Annotated in this window: 9 protein-coding genes; 1 reads left to right on the plus strand and 8 read right to left on the minus strand. The window is 42.2% G+C overall.

All coding sequences use genetic code 11. The features are described from left to right. Nucleotides 1-7: 7 nt before the first annotated feature. The 6 genes from folC to AAEU28_RS03300 form a co-directional block, all read right to left on the minus strand. Nucleotides 8-1270 carry a bifunctional tetrahydrofolate synthase/dihydrofolate synthase gene (folC, locus tag AAEU28_RS03275; protein ID WP_421962921.1) on the minus strand — a complete coding sequence of 421 codons (1263 nt, stop codon included), beginning with the start codon at nt 1268-1270 and terminating at the stop codon, nt 8-10. Between the two features lie 23 nt (nt 1271-1293). Continuing rightward, the gene (gene accD, locus AAEU28_RS03280; RefSeq protein ID WP_138480922.1) at nt 1294-2175 is read right to left on the minus strand and encodes an acetyl-CoA carboxylase, carboxyltransferase subunit beta; all 882 of its coding nucleotides are present in this window, start codon (nt 2173-2175) and stop codon (nt 1294-1296) included. A gap of 164 nt (nt 2176-2339) precedes the next feature. Next, on the minus strand, nt 2340-3137 hold the full coding sequence (truA, locus tag AAEU28_RS03285) for a tRNA pseudouridine(38-40) synthase TruA (RefSeq protein WP_138480924.1): 798 nt from the start codon (nt 3135-3137) through the stop codon (nt 2340-2342). Between the two features lie 147 nt (nt 3138-3284). Further along, nucleotides 3285-9320, minus strand: a complete 6036-nt coding sequence (locus tag AAEU28_RS03290) for a FimV/HubP family polar landmark protein (protein ID WP_421962922.1) — start codon at nt 9318-9320, stop codon at nt 3285-3287. 272 nt (nt 9321-9592) lie between these two features. Beyond that, entirely contained in the window at nt 9593-10609 is a 1017-nt protein-coding gene (locus AAEU28_RS03295; protein WP_138562667.1) for an aspartate-semialdehyde dehydrogenase, read from the minus strand. 11 nt (nt 10610-10620) lie between these two features. Further along, complete coding sequence (locus AAEU28_RS03300) at nt 10621-11745, minus strand: 4-phosphoerythronate dehydrogenase (protein WP_421962923.1); 1125 nt, start codon at nt 11743-11745, stop codon at nt 10621-10623. Between the two features lie 213 nt (nt 11746-11958). Between AAEU28_RS03300 and fadE the strand changes: the two genes are divergently transcribed. Further along, entirely contained in the window at nt 11959-14409 is a 2451-nt protein-coding gene (gene fadE / locus AAEU28_RS03305) for an acyl-CoA dehydrogenase FadE (protein ID WP_421962924.1), read from the plus strand. Between the two features lie 71 nt (nt 14410-14480). On the opposite strand, the gene AAEU28_RS03310 is transcribed toward fadE, so the two are convergent. Further along, nucleotides 14481-14870: a MerC domain-containing protein gene (locus AAEU28_RS03310; RefSeq protein WP_421962925.1), complete on the minus strand. Its 390-nt coding sequence runs from the start codon at nt 14868-14870 to the stop codon at nt 14481-14483. 80 nt (nt 14871-14950) lie between these two features. Continuing rightward, nucleotides 14951-17374 (minus strand): TonB-dependent receptor, encoded by a 2424-nt coding sequence (locus tag AAEU28_RS03315; RefSeq protein ID WP_421962926.1) that lies wholly within the window; start codon nt 17372-17374, stop codon nt 14951-14953. Nucleotides 17375-17480 lie beyond the last annotated feature (106 nt).

Consider the following 17480-nt stretch of genomic DNA (forward strand, 5'->3'; position numbering starts at 1 on the left):
TATCTCTCTATTTTTGCCAATACTGAATTGCTTCTGCAACAGTAAAGAAGGAACCAAATACAATCATTGCCGTTTGATCATCTAGTTGTGATAACTGGCTATCAAGCGCTATATCGACCGAATCGAACGACTTTGCGTTCTGCTGTTGCTCTTGCGATAGCAAAGGTAACAAGTTAGATGCTTGCTCTGCACGTGGGCCATCTAAAGACGCTAATGACCAAAAATCAATTAATTCAGACACTTCATTGATTACACTGGCTTTATCTTTATCAGCAAGCATAGCGATTAATGCATGGATTTTAAACCCTTGCTGCTTCAACTCTACTAATTTTTGCTTTAGGTAGCGTGCTGATTCAGGGTTATGTGCAACATCAGTAAATACTTTTGGTGAGTCACTTAGTTTTTGAAAGCGGCCTTCTACTTTTAAATCAGCTAAACATTTTTCAATCACTGATAGCTCAGGAAGTAACTCTAAACGAGCCAGTAATGTCAAAGCTGTGGCGACATTTTGTGCCGGAATACTCGGCTTTTCAAACTCAAACGAATGCGATTTATAACGCCAAACAAACGATGATTGTTTTGGTTCAAAGAAAAAGTCTCGCTTAGACAGAATTAACTCAGCTGATATTTCATCACCATACTCAGTGACTGTATGGGGAATATTTAAGTCTCCCACTATCGCCGGTTTATCAGCACGGAAAATACCCGCTTTATCATAGCCAACTAATTCACGGGTATCGCCTAAGTATTCTTTATGGTCAAGGTCGATAGTTGTAATAACGCTTGCTATCGGCTCAACAATATTGGTGGCATCAAAACGACCGCCTAAACCCACTTCAAGTAAGACATAATCGACTTTGCAGCGTTTAAAAATCGCCAGAGCGCCTAGCGTACCAAATTCAAAATAAGTCAGAGGTGTTTCGCCCCTGCCTTTTTCTAACAAGTCAAAAGCATCGACATGATATTGATCGTCTAACTCTTTACCATTTACACGAACACGCTCGTTATAACGAATTAAATGTGGTGAAGCATACGTGCCTACTGAGTAACCCTGAGCGAGTAGCAGACTTTCTAAGCAACGTGCGGTGGTGCCTTTACCGTTAGTACCGGCAATCATGATGATTTTCGAGGAAGAATTGAGAAGATTAACCGAATCGGCAACTTGTTTGATGCGCTCCAAGCCCATTTCAATATTGGCAGGATGAACACGCTCTAAATAACAAAGCCAATCATCAAGACTTGATGATTGGCAAGGTATATTTTGTGACATAAAAACAGCTTAAATTAAAAAATTTACGCTACTCTATGCTCTTGTTCAGTAGATGGCAAGTCCATAAACTTCGCTAAATTACGTGCTAGTGTGTCACGCATTTCACGGCGATCTACAATCATGTCGATTGCACCATGCTCAAGTAAGAATTCTGAACGTTGGAAACCTTCAGGTAATGTTTCACGAACAGTCTGTTCGATTACACGTGGACCTGCAAAACCAATAAGTGCTTTAGGTTCTGCAACATTGATATCACCAAGCATTGCCAGTGAAGCAGATACACCACCCATTGTAGGATCGGTCATGACTGAGATAAATGGTAAACCTTTTTCACTCATTTTAGCCAGTGCCGCACTTGTTTTTGCCATTTGCATCAATGACATAAGTGCTTCTTGCATACGCGCACCGCCTGATGCAGAGAAACATACTAATGGCATGTTGTGCTCTAAACATTCGTTTACTGCATCAACAAAACGTGCACCTACCACTGATGCCATTGAACCACCCATGAATGAGAATTCAAAAGCAACAGCTGCAACCGGCATACCTTTAAGACGACCTGTCATCGCCACAAGTGCATCTTTTTCGCCACTTACTTTTTGCGCTGCTGTAATTCTGTCTGAATATTTTTTAGAGTCTTTAAATTTGAGCACATCTTGTGGCTCGTGCTCGATGCCAATCTCTTTACGATCAGCATCGTCTAAAAACATTTCAAGGCGCTGACGTGCGCTAATACGCATGTGGTGGTCACACTTGGGACATACGTTGTGTGACTTTTCTAATTCTGCTTTATACAAAATTGCATCACATGATGAACATTTTGCCCAAACACCTTCTGGGACTTCTTTTTTGTTATTACCTGATGATTTGGTGGTTCTAGGTAAGATTTTTTCTAACCAACTCATTTGCAATTCTCTTATGCTAATTCTGTGTTGTGGCGTCTGTATTCATTCAGACAAACTGAACTCATTAAACCATGATTTATTAGACAAAGGTATAAAAAACTGGTCGTATAAGTCTTAAATAAGCCGCCATAATTCATTAACTAACCCAAGCTTTCGCTTTAAAATTACTCAATCTCAGTATCTGGTAAGAATAAAGGACCAAGTGGTGTCGACGGTATTTGCCATTGCTCTGGGTAATCGACATCGACTAAATACAATCCATTAGGCTTTGCTGTTGCGCTTGCTTGAGTTCTGTCTTTGAGTGCCAGTAATTCTGCCATCCATTCAGGTGGATATTTACCCGTACCAATATCAAGCAAAGTGCCTGTAATGTTTCTCACCATATGATGTAGAAAGGCATTGGCTTTCACGTCTATGATAACAAAGTTACCGACACGCTCGACACTTAAGTGCAGCATTTTTCGAAATGGTGTGTTTGATTGGCAATGCACAGCACGAAATGAAGTAAAGTCTTGCTCACCTAACATAACAGGACAAGCCGCTTGCATCAGCTTTTCATCAAGCGGATGGTGGTAATGCGTCACACCGCTTCTTAAAATACCTGGTCGATAAGGATTATTGTAAATCACGTAACGGTAACGGCGTGCTGTCGCGCTAAACCGAGCATGAAATTCATCATCGACCACTTGCGCAAACTGGATCGCAATATCGTCAGGCAGTTGCGAGTTAGCACCTAGCGTAAATGCGCTCATATCTCGCTCTGAGTGCGTATCAAAATGTACAACCTGACCAGTAGCATGAACACCAGCATCTGTTCTACCTGCACACACCACTTCGACTTCATGGTTACAAATGCGAGACAGAACAGTTTCTAACTCTTGTTGAATACTGTTTACATGAGACTGTCTTTGCCAACCACTGTATTGAGCGCCGTTATATTCGATACCAAGTGCTACACGCATGAATTTATTACCTCTGTCTAGACTAGCGCAGCATTCTAAGCCATCGCGACTTTGAATTAAAGAGAGAACTGAGCGCTAGAAAAAATAAAGGAGGCTAACGCCTCCTCTATTATTGGTTGTTTAAATGACCAAAACTAAGCATATACATTAAGACTGTATTTTGTCTCTTAGTGAACTTGCTTCAGCTTGGACTGATTCAGGACCTGCATTTATCACTTCTTCGATAATGGCGAGTGCACTCTCACTGTCATCAATTTCTATATATGCTCTGGCTAAATCTAGTTTTGCAGAAAAACCGTCGGCTTCTAAGTCAACATCAGGGGCATTCTCGCCTGCAAGCAAGTCATCAAAATCACCTAAACCAACATCCATATTCGCTTCTTGATAAGGCTCTTCTGCTGTTTCAAAGTCGTCACTTTCTGCGAGTAGGTCGTCAATTTCTAGATATTCTTCAACGTCTGGCTGAGAAACCTCGTCATCGCTTTCAATTGCAACATCTAATTTGTCAAGATCTTTATTTAACTCTTCACTTAAGAGCGCATCGAAATTGAGCTCAACGTCATCTAATGATTCTGTATCAATTGGTTCTGGTTCAGCTAAATCATTCAGCAATGCATCAAAGTCAGTATCAGAAATCTCTGACATAAATTGATCTTCAATCGCCGATTCATCAATAGCTAGTTCAACAGGTGGTTCAACTTCTTCGTTGTTAGCAAGATCATCCAGCTCGTTTAAAAACGCCTCTGGTGATATTGCTTCAAGATCCGTTAAAGCTTGCTCCGTTTGAATATCACCTTCAAGTTCATCTTCAATACTGTCATCTATTGACGTATCGTCGCTTGGTAGCTCAGAGTCTTCCTCTTGAATGGCTTCTTCTTGAGCTAATGTATCTTGAATTTCAAGTGCTTGCTCTTCCGTTGTAGCCTCTAGCGCGGCATCTTCGTCAAACTCCGGGAAATCCTCGATTTCAAGCTCATCTTCGATTGATGGCGCAATTTCTTCCTGAATTGTTTCTTCTTCAGGTGGTGTATCTTGAATTTCTAAAGCTTGTTCTTCTGTTGCAGCTTCTAGCGCGGCGTCTTCGTCAAACTCCGGGAAGTCTTCGATTTCAAGCTCATCTTCGGTGCTGTCAGCAGGTAACTTATTCTCAGAAGGCAACTCAACTTCTTCTTGAAGTGCCTCTTCTTGAGCTGGTGTATCATGAATTTCAAGTGCTTGCTCTTCCGTTGCAGCCTCTAGCGCGGCATCTTCGTCAAACTCTGGGAGGTCTTCGATTTCCAGCTCATCGTCAATGTCATCAGCAATTAACGAATTGTCACTCGGTAGCTCTGAATCTTCGTCCTGAACGGCTTCTTCTTCAGGTGGTGTATCTTGAATTTCTAAAGCTTGTTCTTCTGTTGCAGCTTCTAGCGCGGCGTCTTCGTCAAACTCAGGGAAGTCTTCGATTTCAAGCTCATCTTCGGTGCTGTCAGCAGGTAACTTATTCTCAGAAGGCAACTCAACTTCTTCTTGAAGTGCCTCTTCTTGAGCTGGTGTATCATGAATTTCAAGTGCTTGCTCTTCCGTTGCAGCCTCTAGCGCGGCATCTTCGTCAAACTCTGGGAGGTCTTCGATTTCCAGCTCATCTTCGGTGCCGTCAGCAAGTAACTCATCTCCAGAAGGCAACTCAACTTCTTCTTGAAGTGCCTCTTCTTGAGCTGGTGTATCTTGAATTTCTAGCGCTTGTTCTTCTGTTGCAGTTTCTAGCGCGGCGTCTTCGTCAAACTCCGGAAAATCTTCGATTTCAAGCACATCTTCGGTGCTGTCAGCAAGTAACTCATCTCCAGAAGGCAACTCAACTTCTTCTTGAAGTGCCTCTTCTTGAGCTGGTGTATCTTGAATTTCTAGCGCTTGCTCTTCCGTCGCAGCTTCTAGTAAGGCATCGTCTTCAAACTCCGGGAAGTCTTCTATTTCTAGCTCATCTTCGATGTCATCAGCAATTACGGCTTCTTCTTGAACTGGTGTATCTTGAGTTTCTAGAGCTTGTTCTTCTGTTGCAGCTTCTAGTGCAGCAGCTTCGTCAAACTCAGGGAGGCCTTCGATCTCTGCCTCACCTTCGATACTATCTGTTAATGAAGTACTCTCATCTTGTTCAACTTCAGGTCCTTCACTGTTGATTTCATATTCAATGTCGGTATCAGATAAATCACCTAATTCTGGCTCATTATCATCTTCTAACAAATCATCAAAAGAAAGTTCATCATCTGTGAGTAAATCATCGTCAAGTGTACTATCTGACGTTACACCTGCTTCTAATGCTTGCGATAATTCCTGCTCAGTTTCACTGATATTTAGAAGATCTTCATCCAGTTCTTCATCTAAATCTAATTCTGGATAACTTTCTAATTCAGCACTTGGTGTAACCGTATCAATTTCTGGCAACTCTTCTTCAGATGATAAATCAATATCATCTGAAAGCGGGTCATCACCAAGCTCCACTTCTGCGTCATACTCAGCATCATTTTGCCACTCAGCTTCAGACTCTAGCTCCTCTAGCATTTCATCAACGCTTTTCAAAGGGGCCTGAGGTGTTTGAGCTTCTGGCTCCGTCGGTATGTCATCATCAACATCAGTTGAAGTATGTTGATTCATCGCATTTAGCTCATCAACAATACTCTGCTCAATAGATTTAGGCTCTAATATTTCATTTTCAGACGTTGTAGATTCTTCGGCTTGGTTCTCTTCAATTGACTCTTGAGCTTCATCAACTGGTTCATCGATTAAATCATCTTCAAAGGAACCCTCTAACTCATCAAGAGCAATGTCATCTTCTAAACTTTCAACTTCTTCGATCGGTTCAAGTTCACTGAATTTTTGAACTTCATCAACGGTTTCTTCACTTAACTCTTCGTCAAAGTCTGCCTCATCGATTAGATCATCAAGCGCTGCATCAAACTCGTTTTCTTCTGATGCCGGTTCAGTTAATACATCATCTTCAAGGAGGTCATCTAAATCATCAAGTGCGATGTCATCTTCTGAAGTTTCAACTTCATCAACGGTTTCTTCTCTTAATTCTTCTTCAAAGTCTGGCTCGTCGATTAAATCGTCTAGCGCTACATCAAGCTCATTTTCATCTGTTGATGTGGGTTCTGTTAATAAATCATCTTCAAGGAGATCATCTAAATCATCGAGTGCGATGTCATCTTCTTCGCTTTCAACTTCTTCAGTCGGTTCTAGTTCACTTACTTCTTGGGCTTCTTCAAAGTCTGGCTCGTCGACTAAGTCATCAATGGCAGCATCAAGCTCGTTTTCTCCTGATGTAGGTTCTGTTAATACATCATCTTCAAGGAGGTCATCTAAATCATCTAGTGCGATGTCATCTTCTGCGCTTTCAACTTCTTCAGTCGGTTCTAGTTCACTTACTTCTTGGGCTTCTTCAAAGTCTGGCTCGTCGACTAAGTCATCAATGGCAGCATCAAGCTCGTTTTCTCCTGATGTAGGTTCTGTTAATACATCATCTTCAAGGAGGTCATCTAAATCACCGAGTGCGATGTCGTCTTCTGCGCTTTCAACTTCTTCAGTCGGTTTTAGTTCACTTACTTCTTGGGCTTCTTCAAAGATTTCTTCACTTAATTCTTCTTCAAAGTCTGGTTCGTCGATTAAGTCATCAAGGTCTGAATCAAGCTCGCTTTCATCTGTTGATACCGGTTCTGATAATAAATCATCTTCGAGGAGGTCATCTAACTCATCGAGTGCGATGTCGTCTTCTGCGCGTTCAACTTCTTCAGTCGGTTTTAGTTCACTTACTTCTTGGGCTTCTTCAAAGATTTCTTCACTTAATTCTTCTTCAAAGTCTGGTTCGTCGATTAAGTCATCAAGGTCTGAATCAAGCTCGCTTTCATCTGTTGATGCCGGTTCTGTTAATAAATCATCTTCGAGGAGGTCATCTTCTGAAGTTACAACTTCCTCTTTTGTTTCAGGTGTTGGTGTGTCTTGAACATCATCAACGGTTCCTTCACTGAACTCTTCTTCTAAGTCTGACTCGTCGACTAAGTCTTCAATGGCGGTATCAAGCTCGTTTTCATCTGATACAGGTTCTGACACTAAGCCATCTTGAAGGAGGTCATCTAGATCATCAAGCGCGATGTCATCTTCAGAAGTTACAACTTCCTCTTTTGTTTCAGGTGTAGGTGTGTCTTGAACATCATCAACGGTTTCTTCACTTAACTCTTCTTCGAAGCCTGGCTCGTCGATTAAGTCATCAATATCAAGATCCAAGTCATCTGCTTCTGACGGATCTTCATTAATCGATAAATCATTTTGATTTGACTCTTCTATTAAAGAATCAATGTCATCTAAATCAACATCAGCTTCTTCAGTTTGCGCTAGATCAGGTTCATCTTCACCTTGAGTTTCATCTAGTAGCGCGTCTATGTCATCGATATCAAGATCATCTGAAGCAACATCATCAAGCAAACTGTCAACATCGTCGGCATCTACTAATTGTGAATCATCATGTTCTGAATCCGAATTTTCTTCTGCTGCACCACCGACTTCGTCTAAAAGATCATCGATATTATCAATATCAAAATCGTCTTCATCGTTGATCTCAACAGCAGGCTCGTCAGTTTGCGCAACTTCATCTAATAAGTTATCAATATCATCCAGATCAAAGTCTTCATCTGCTCCTTCAGAACTTTCATCCTTTGGGGGCTGCTCTGCAACCTCATCAATTAAGCTGTCAATATCGTCTAAATCAAAGTCGTCGCCAGTACTTTCAGGCTCTTCTGTCTCAGCCCCGTCTAAAATTGAATCTATATCGACATCTTCTTGCTGTTCAGTGGCAAGTTCTTCACTTAGTGCAGCTAAAGCATCATCACTCACGTCTAATTCGTCATCAGATGAGTCGTCGGTTTCATTGAATAGATCATCAAGGTCATCAGAGCTTAAAATATCGTCGCTGTTTGAACTACCAGCATCTAAGTCAACCATATCATCGAGCGAATCGTCAGCATCGAAGTTTTGCTGTAAGAAGTCATCTAGATCATCACCTTCAGAGCCGTCATCGAAAGCAACATCGTCCCCTAACAAGCTATCTAGCTCGTCTTGATCAAGCGTGTCATTACCTGCTTCAAAGCTATCATCTTCCAAAGAATCAAACATCATGTCGTCATCTTCAGGCAAGATGTCATCGTCTAGCTGTACGCTATCTTCAACTGGTACGCTACTATCTAACGGTGGTACATCTAAATCGAGTGGATCGGCTGCAGCAGCACCTGCAACTCCCGCAGCTGCGGCGGCTCCTGCTGCAGCTGGCGCTTGGGGTAAGAAATCATCTTCGTCATCCGTGCTGTTCGTATTCTTACGTTTTCGTAAAAACATCACTAACCCGCCAATCACCAATAAGGCAGGTAAAGTTGCCAATACCCCAATCATCACGGGGTTTGAAAGTAGATCAGCACTTTGTTCTTCTTGTTGCTGTGCCCTTTGACGCTCTATCAAGGCATTTTGAAGTTCGATGACCGACTGCAGCTGTTGCTGAATTTCAGAATCTTGGCCAAGTTGATTGCGAACATTTTGCAGCTCTTCAGAAATGTTTGTTAGCTGGCCTTTTAGCTTGTTGTTTTCTTCTAGTATTTCTTCAACACTGCGAACAGAGTTCTTAAATTGTGATTGTAGCTCTTGTAGCTTAGCATCTTGCTCCATTTGCAATGACTTAAGCTGCGAAGTAAGTTGCTGTTGTGCATTATCAACATCGATTTTTCGCGCTTGAGTGACTTTTTTTTGTGCTTCTTCAATAGTTTGGTTGTCGAGCATGCCGCTCTTTTTTAGCTCCCACAAGTCATCGTCTTGATCAGAGCGCTGCTTTGCTATGGCTGGGTTTTCACGACGCATTTCTGCAATGGTCGGTATTTTAAGATACGCGCCGTCGCGCATGTGATTTAGGTTTTTATCTAAAAAAGCATTGGGGTTTTTGCGATAAAGGGCGCTCATTACTTGATAAACAGTAACAGAGCCGTCATCAGGCCTAATTTTTTGCGCAATTCGCCACAAAGTGTCCGAGGGCTTTATTGGGCCAATAGAGCGACCCATTTGACCATAATCGGCATTCTTAGGGCCCTTTAAAATGGTACCGTCTTGTGTGTAGGCTGGTATGGTTATCAATGCAAATGCAAAGAAACAAATAAACACTAAACCGCGCATGTTGATCCTTTAGATATCATGTCCAACATCGTGCTAAACATTAAAATATTGCTAATGGTGGCTTTTGCAAGCTCTATTCCAACTGCAAACTATAAACCAGTTACATTGGAATATCTATGGCAAAGCTTTGATAAATAGTGCCTAGAGCGTACTAAAGTATGAGAAGATGTGAACAAAGAATATTGTTTATAGTCAATATATTGGCTGGTTTTTGAACTGGCAGCTGTAAAAAGCGGCAAAACCCTGCCGAAGCGGGGTTTTGCCATTGTGAATTAGAGGTAGTTATTTACTAACTCTTCAGCTATTTGCACGCTGTTAGTCGCTGCACCTTTGCGAGTGTTATCAGAAACCACCCATAGGTTTAAACCATGTGGGTGAGATATATCAGCGCGTAAACGGCCAACATACACAGTATCATTACCGCTAGCGTCAGACACAGGCGTTGGGTAATCGTTTTCGTCTTCAATGAGTTCAACACCTGGAGCATCGTTAAGTAATTGCTTAACTTGCTCTAAGTCATATGGCATACGCGTTTCTAAATGAATGGCTTCTGCATGGCCAAAGAACACAGGCACACGCACTGCTGTTGGGTTTACCATTACCGAGCTGTCACCTAAGATCTTTTGCGTCTCCCACACCATTTTCATTTCTTCTTTGGTATAGCCATTTTCTTGGAAAGCATCGATTTGCGGGATCACGTTAAAAGCGATTTGCTTAGGGAAAATCTCGTTTTCCATCGGACGCGCATTCATTAAGTTAGCTGTTTGCTTTGCTAGCTCATCAACCGCTTCTTTACCAGCACCAGAAACCGCTTGGTATGTAGATACATTAATACGGTCTATTCCATAAGCATCGTAGATAGGCTTAAGCGCCACCAGCATTTGAATCGTAGAACAGTTTGGGTTAGCAATGATGTTGCGATTTCTGAAGTCTGCCAAGTTATGTGCGTTTACTTCTGGCACAATCAGAGGAACGTCATAGTCATATCTGAAATGTGAGGTATTGTCGATCACAACACAACCTGCTTCTGCGGCAATCGGTGCATATTTTTCTGATACACTGCCACCAGCAGAAAATAGACCAATGTGTGCGTTCGAAAAATCAAACTCTTCTACATCCAAAACCGTTACTTTTTCGCCATTAAAGTCAATTTCTTCACCTGCACTTCTACTGCTTGCAAGCGGGAAAAGCTGATCAACTGGAAACTTACGTTCTGCTAATGTTTCGATGATTTGACGACCAACAAGGCCTGTTGCGCCAAGCACGGCGACATTAAATTTCTGAGACATTTGACCTCATCCTATTCTGAAACTGTAAAGCCAAGTGTTGCGAGTTGTTCCGCAAACTGACTGCCATTATTTTTTACTGTCACTGTGCTGAATTCTCGTCTTACTGGATAAGACTTACGAAGGTGATCAAACCCCTTCTCTGACAGTGACTTTCTTAAAATGCCATCATCTCGTCTAAGATCGTAAACCAGATGAACAAGTCGACCTAAGTCGCCTTGGGTAAAATTATCTTGTAATGTGACTTCTGTGATCACAGGTTTTGGTAAAAAGTCACTTAACTGTTTCTCTGCTTGGATACCTAATAACTCGCACACTTTTTGATAAAGCATTTGCGTACCACGAGCCTTGCCCTCAAGAGTATGCCCTGCGATATGCACACTGCTATAACGGACAAAAGGCAATAACTCAGTTAATATGTTTGGTTCGTTTTCCCATACATCTAACACCAGCTCTAACTGCTTTCCTGCTTGCATAGCTTCAAGTAATGCTTGGTTGTCGATGACTTCGCCTCGGCACGCATTAATGACCAACATATTATCCTTTAATTTCGCAATACGCGCTGAATCAATTAGATGCAGGGTTTTATGTTTACCAGTTTTAACTAATGGCACGTGAAATGACACTATGTCAGATTGCGCTAATAGGGCATCTAACTCAATGTGTTCTTCAAGTTCACCATTTTCAAATTTAATTGGATCACACAACAATAAGTTGATGCCACTACCTTGCAGTTTTTCACGTAAACACTGGCCAATGTTGCCTACCCCGACAATACCTAGAGTCTTACCTTGCAAGCTTGTTGATGTTTCTTGTGCATAGGCATAAAGTGCACTTATCACATACTCTGCAACAGCAATGGCATTACAACCAGGTGCGCTACTAAATGCTATTTTTTTGTCGTCTAGTAATTCAGTATCAATATGATCGATACCTATGGTTGCAGTACCCACAAATTTTAGCTTTTTAGCATACTGTAGTAGCTCAGCGTTTACTTTTGTCACTGAGCGAGTCAGTAAAATATCAACGTCTTCGATTTGTTCAGGCTTAGCATTGCGTCCATCAAATCGCGTTACACTGCCTAAATCAGCAAAATACTCCTCAACTAAAGGCATATTTTGATCTGCCAAAATCTTCATCTATATTTTCCGAGGTAACTGCAAAAGCGCATTGTAACCGCGGTATCAATAAATTGCGACTCAGTGACTTTGATTCGGCTGCTTTATTGGCCAGTTAACTGGACAAAATTAGTAAATCGTGCAAATTTCAAACTCATCAGATGACTTGCAATCATAGGCAGTTAGAGCTAGTCTAAAGCTTAGTGGTCAGACCACCATAACAAGGAAAACAATATGACTCTGATTTTTGTATTAATTTTAATCGCGCTACTCAGTGTCGCTAGCTATCACAGAGCTAGTTGGCATAGCTGCGTAGCGGTAGCTGGGGCAACCTTGCTAGTCGGTACTATTGCTGGTGCATTTGGTGCTTTATCTTGGCTTATTTTCTTAGCCATCGTTTTGCCTCTATCACTAAGCAATATTCGTCAACAGTATATCAGTGGCCCGCTTTTCAAAGCATTTAAAAAGGTCACACCAACTATGTCAGAAACCGAGAAGTCTGCAATCGATGCGGGTACTACTTGGTGGGAAGCAGATTTATTCTGCGGCAACCCAGACTGGCGTAAGCTTCACCAATACCCTAAACCTCGTTTAACGCCTGAAGAACAAGCTTTCTTAGACGGCCCGGTAGAAGAAGTATGTGCCATGCTTGACGATTGGAAAGCAACGCACGAATTAACCGATTTACCAGAAGACGTTTGGCAATATTTAAAAGACAACAAATTCTTCGCGATGATTATCAAGAAGCAATATGGTGGTCTTGAATTTTCAGCTTATGCGCAATCTTGTGTGCTACAAAAGCTAACCAGTAAATCGACGCTTCTATCTTCAATTGTTGGTGTACCAAACTCGTTAGGTCCGGGTGAGCTACTACAGCATTACGGTACGCAAGAGCAAAAAGACCATTACCTACCTCGCCTTGCAAAAGGTGATGAAATTCCATGCTTCGCATTAACGTCTCCTGAAGCGGGTTCTGATGCCTCTTCAATTCCTGATTTCGGTGTTGTTTGTAAAGGCGAATGGAATGGCGAAGAAACGTTAGGTATTCGTTTAACTTGGAATAAGCGTTACATCACGCTTGCCCCTGTTGCGACTGTATTAGGTTTAGCGTTTAAACTACGTGACCCTGATGGTTTATTAGGTGATGACAAAGAGCCTGGTATCACGTGTGCGCTAATTCCAACTAACACACCAGGTGTTAAAATTGGCCGACGCCATTTCCCTCTGAATGTGCCATTCCAAAATGGTCCGACGCAAGGTGAAGATATTTTCGTGCCTATCGACTACATCATTGGTGGCGCAAAAATGGCTGGTCAAGGCTGGCGCATGTTGGTTGAGTGTTTATCTGTGGGTCGTGTTATCACACTGCCTTCAAACTCTACAGGTGGCATCAAATCATTAGCACTTGCAAGTGGCGCATACAGCCGCATTCGTCGCCAGTTCAAATTACCAATTGGTAAGATGGAAGGTATTGAAGAAGCATTGGCTAAATTAGGTGGTTATGCCTATAGCACTGACGCAGCCGTGACTATGTCGACGGGGGCTGTCGATTTAGGTGAAAAGCCGTCTGTTGTTTCAGCTATTCTAAAATATCACTTAACAGAACAAATGCGCGACTCTACCAAGCATGCGATGGATATCCATGGTGGTAAAGGTATCTGTTTAGGCCCTAACAACTATTTAGGCCGTGGTTACCAAGGCGCCCCAATTGCGATTACCGTTGAAGGTGCAAATATCCTGACTCGTAATATGATCATTTACGGTCAAGGTGCAATTCGTTGTCACCCATTCGTACTTGCTGAGCTTAATGCGGTATCAATGGAAGACAAACGCGAAGCGCTTAACAGCTTTGACAAGTCGCTAATGGGCCATATTGGTTTCACTATTTCGAACCTTGTACGCACTAAGTGGCTTGCATTAACAGGTGCGCGTTTTACAAAAGTGCCTTTCAATGACGAAACAGCTGATTACTATCGTAACGCAGCGCGCTTTAGTGCAGCTTTAGCATTCATGTCTGATATCTGTATGGCGGTGTTTGGTGGCTCACTAAAACGTAAAGAACGTATCTCGGCTCGTTTAGGTGACTTACTAAGTTATTTATACCTAGTATCTGCAACACTAAAACGCTACAACGATGAAGGCCGTCAAATTGAAGACCTTCCGTTTGTGCAGTGGAGCTGTCAAGAACACTTATACCTATGTCAACGTGCATTAGCAGATCTGATCAACAATATGCCATTTGCACCATTGCGTTTCGCGCTTAAATTAATGCTTTTCCCATTCGGTCGCCCTGTTCGCAAGCCAACCGATAAGCTAGAGCAAAAAGTAGCACGTTTACTGCAAACGCCAAATAACGCACGTAGCCGTCTAGCTGCACACATCTACACAACTGATGAGCCGTTAAACCTACTTGGTAAACAAGAGCAAACGCTTAAAGATATCTTAGATATTGAGCCGTTGTTCGATAAGATTTGCCGTGCAAAAGGTCAGAAAATCCCATTCATGCAGTTAGACAAAGTAGCTGCAGATGCACTTGAAGCCGGCATTATCTCTAAAGATGAATCTGATAAACTTGCCGCTGTTGAAGCGAAACGTCTTGCAGTTATTAACGTAGATGACTTTGACCCTGCTGATTTACTTGCAGGCAAAGCTCGCGTAACTGAAACGAACTCGAGCGCAGCATAAGTTTGATACTCAAATGAAAACGCCAGCAAATGCTGGCGTTTTTTTTATTCTTCGTTTGCTCTGATTTCAGATTAATGACACTTACCTGTTTGGCACGCATTAAAGTTTTTATAATGACTAAAAGCAACTATTAAGCTGCCAAAAATAGTTAACAACTTCTCGCCTTCTGCAGGCATTAAATCGTGTGCAAAAAAAGCAGCAAATAGAAGTACAGCAATACCAAGAGAGCCGTAACCAAATAGCTGCCACTGCTTATGCTTTTTACATCCTAATGTCAGCCCGCCTAAGCTAGTCAGTAGAACCCCCACAAGTAACCACCGATGAAACGACTCATCACTGAAAAACATTGCGCCCACAGCCGGTAAAAGTGCCGTAATTAGAGGTAGTAGTAAGCAATGCAGCACACACAGAGCTGAAAAGCTAATCGCAAACTTGTCTAACTTACTGGTTAAGTCTCTCATTTTAATAATGCCTTATTCTATATTCTTAAAGCGATACCTAGCGACTGAGTTTGTACTGGGTATCGCCGTCGATAGTTTGCTTAGAAAACGCCTCTGATACCAAGGGCAATGCTTCTGCCAGGTCGAGGTGCTAACTCTTTCAAGAATGAGCTATGTACTCTCGCTTCTGTGTTTGTCAGGTTGTGACCTTTTGCGTAGAAAGTAACTTCGTGCTCGCCAACCGGTAAATGATAGGCAATTGATGCATCAACCATAGTGTAGCCATCTGTTGCTGTTTCAAGGTAGGCAATCTTGTCTTGCTTTTGATAGCGAATAACGTCCAGATTTGCACTGAATTGGCCGGTCTGATAATTAAATTTGGTACCAAAACGCAGTGGTGGGATCATAGGCAAATCACCGCCTTTGTCTAAACTCGCATTCACATAATCAGTAAAGAACTCTGTCTTTAGTTCGCTCGTTACTTGCCAAGCAAACTGTGCTTCGAAGCCATATAGGGTGACATCATCTGTTTTAAACACATACACAGGTAATTCATCAGAATGCTCATCATGACCTTCATGATCGCCGTGGTCGTGGCTACCATGATCGTGGTCAGCATGATCATGATGCTCATGACCACTTGGCGCAAACACTTCTGTCGGTGTCTGGTAATAATAGTTATCAACTTGGTTATAGAACACATTGACTACAACACCAAAGTCCCCTTCAAGCTTTCTAAAAGTCAGATCAATGTTGTTCGCCGTTTCTAGTTCCACATCCTGCTTTGTATCAAAGTCAAAGTGCACATTGTCTGTTTCGTGCAAATCAAACATTGCACCCACTTCAAAGGTACGTGTGCCAATGTGAGGCCCAAATGAGAACAGCTCAGCAGCTGAAGGGGCTCGTTGAGAGCGAGAAACAGACACGCCTAAGTTATAGCCCGGTGTAAAGTCCCACACTAAGCCAGCAGAAAGGCTAACGGGGTTGAACTCTTGGTCGACTGCGAATACACGACCTTCCGCGTCGTGGTCGTGGTCATGGTCATGGTCATGGTCATGGTCATGGTCATGGTCATGGTCATGGTCATGGTCATCATGCACATGAAGCTCGACTTCAGGCAACATGACTTTTGGTGCATCGATAGTGACACGCTCAACTCGTGCACCTAACTGAAATAAAACATCGTCAAAGTGACGCTCTTCCATCCAAGTAAATGCCAAGGTTTCAGTTTCTGATGGCGGTGTAAATGCTTCAGCACCCTGTGCTGAAAAATCACTGCGTTTATAATGAAGACTAAAACCACCTCGCCAACCATTCATGTCACGATGGAGTGCATCAAACTTTGCTTCAACTGTTTCGTTCGCGAAAATAGTCCCCACTACTCCATGCTCTATCTCAGCATGTTCATAATCAGTGTAAGCAACACGTGTGTGTAAGCTATCAATAAGACTATCAGTGAATCGCAGCTCACTTAATAACTGAATGCGATCTTGCTCAAGCTCGGCAAAAACGGGCACTTCTTCATCACCATGACTATGACCGGGAATACCATATTCACGTTCTAATTTACCGACAGATACGCCCACATAGCCATTATCTAAGATATAACTTGCACCTGCTGTAGCGCCCTTAGATTCTTCACCGCTGTTGGCAATTTTATCACTACCATGCTCATCAATTACTGGTACTTTGTAGTCATCAGACTCTCTATAAAAACCATCAAAATGCACTGCGATATTATCGCTGCCAGTATTAATATTTACTGATGCCAATTTCTGGTTATCTACTGAGTCATGCTCTATTAGCCATTCTCCAGATTGCTCGACTTCTCTTGGGACGCGCTTATCAACAACGTTAACAACACCACCAATTGCACCACTACCGTAAAACAAGGTTGCAGGACCTCGAAGTACTTCAATTTGCTCAGCCGTTGATGCTTCTGATGACACTGAGTGATCAGGGCCAACACGAGAAGCATCGCTTACATCTAAGCCATTTTGGGTAATCAAAACGCGAGGACCACTTAAACCGCGTATAATTGGAGTACTCGCCACGCCAGCATGAAAATTAGTATGTACACCCACCTCTTTGGCTAAACTGTCACCTAAAGTTGCAGACTGTTGATTACGCAGCGCATCGCCTGATAAAACACTCACAGGTGTTGCTGATTCCATATTTGACGCGTGAAATGGGCTTGCAACCACATCAATAACTTCAATGGCTGAAGGCGTTAAAGATACTTTTACATCTTGTAGGCCTGACTCCGTTAAATTGTAGCTCGAGTTAAAATGTGCAAAGCCAGAAGCCGCGGCATGCAACTCGACTTTTCCAGGCTTAATGCCTGATATAACAAATTCACCTTTTGAATTGGTTTCAACAGTTTGCAGACTGCCCATAATAGAGACTTTAGCGTTAGCAACTGGCTGATTATTTTTATCTAAAACAGTGCCTGAAACTTGGTTTGCAATTGCAGAAAATGGAAGTGCTGCTGAAAGTAGCAACATTACGGGAGATAACTTAAACATCAGTGCCTCAAGTAAGAATAGATTTAAATTGATATAATATAACATATCTAAAATACACTATTTCTTAAGCTGCTAAAACCCGTTTTAAGAATTATTACTATTTAAA

The organism is Pseudoalteromonas sp. SS15 (genome assembly GCF_049257195.1).
In the GTDB taxonomy this organism is placed as follows: Bacteria; Pseudomonadota; Gammaproteobacteria; order Enterobacterales; family Alteromonadaceae; genus Pseudoalteromonas.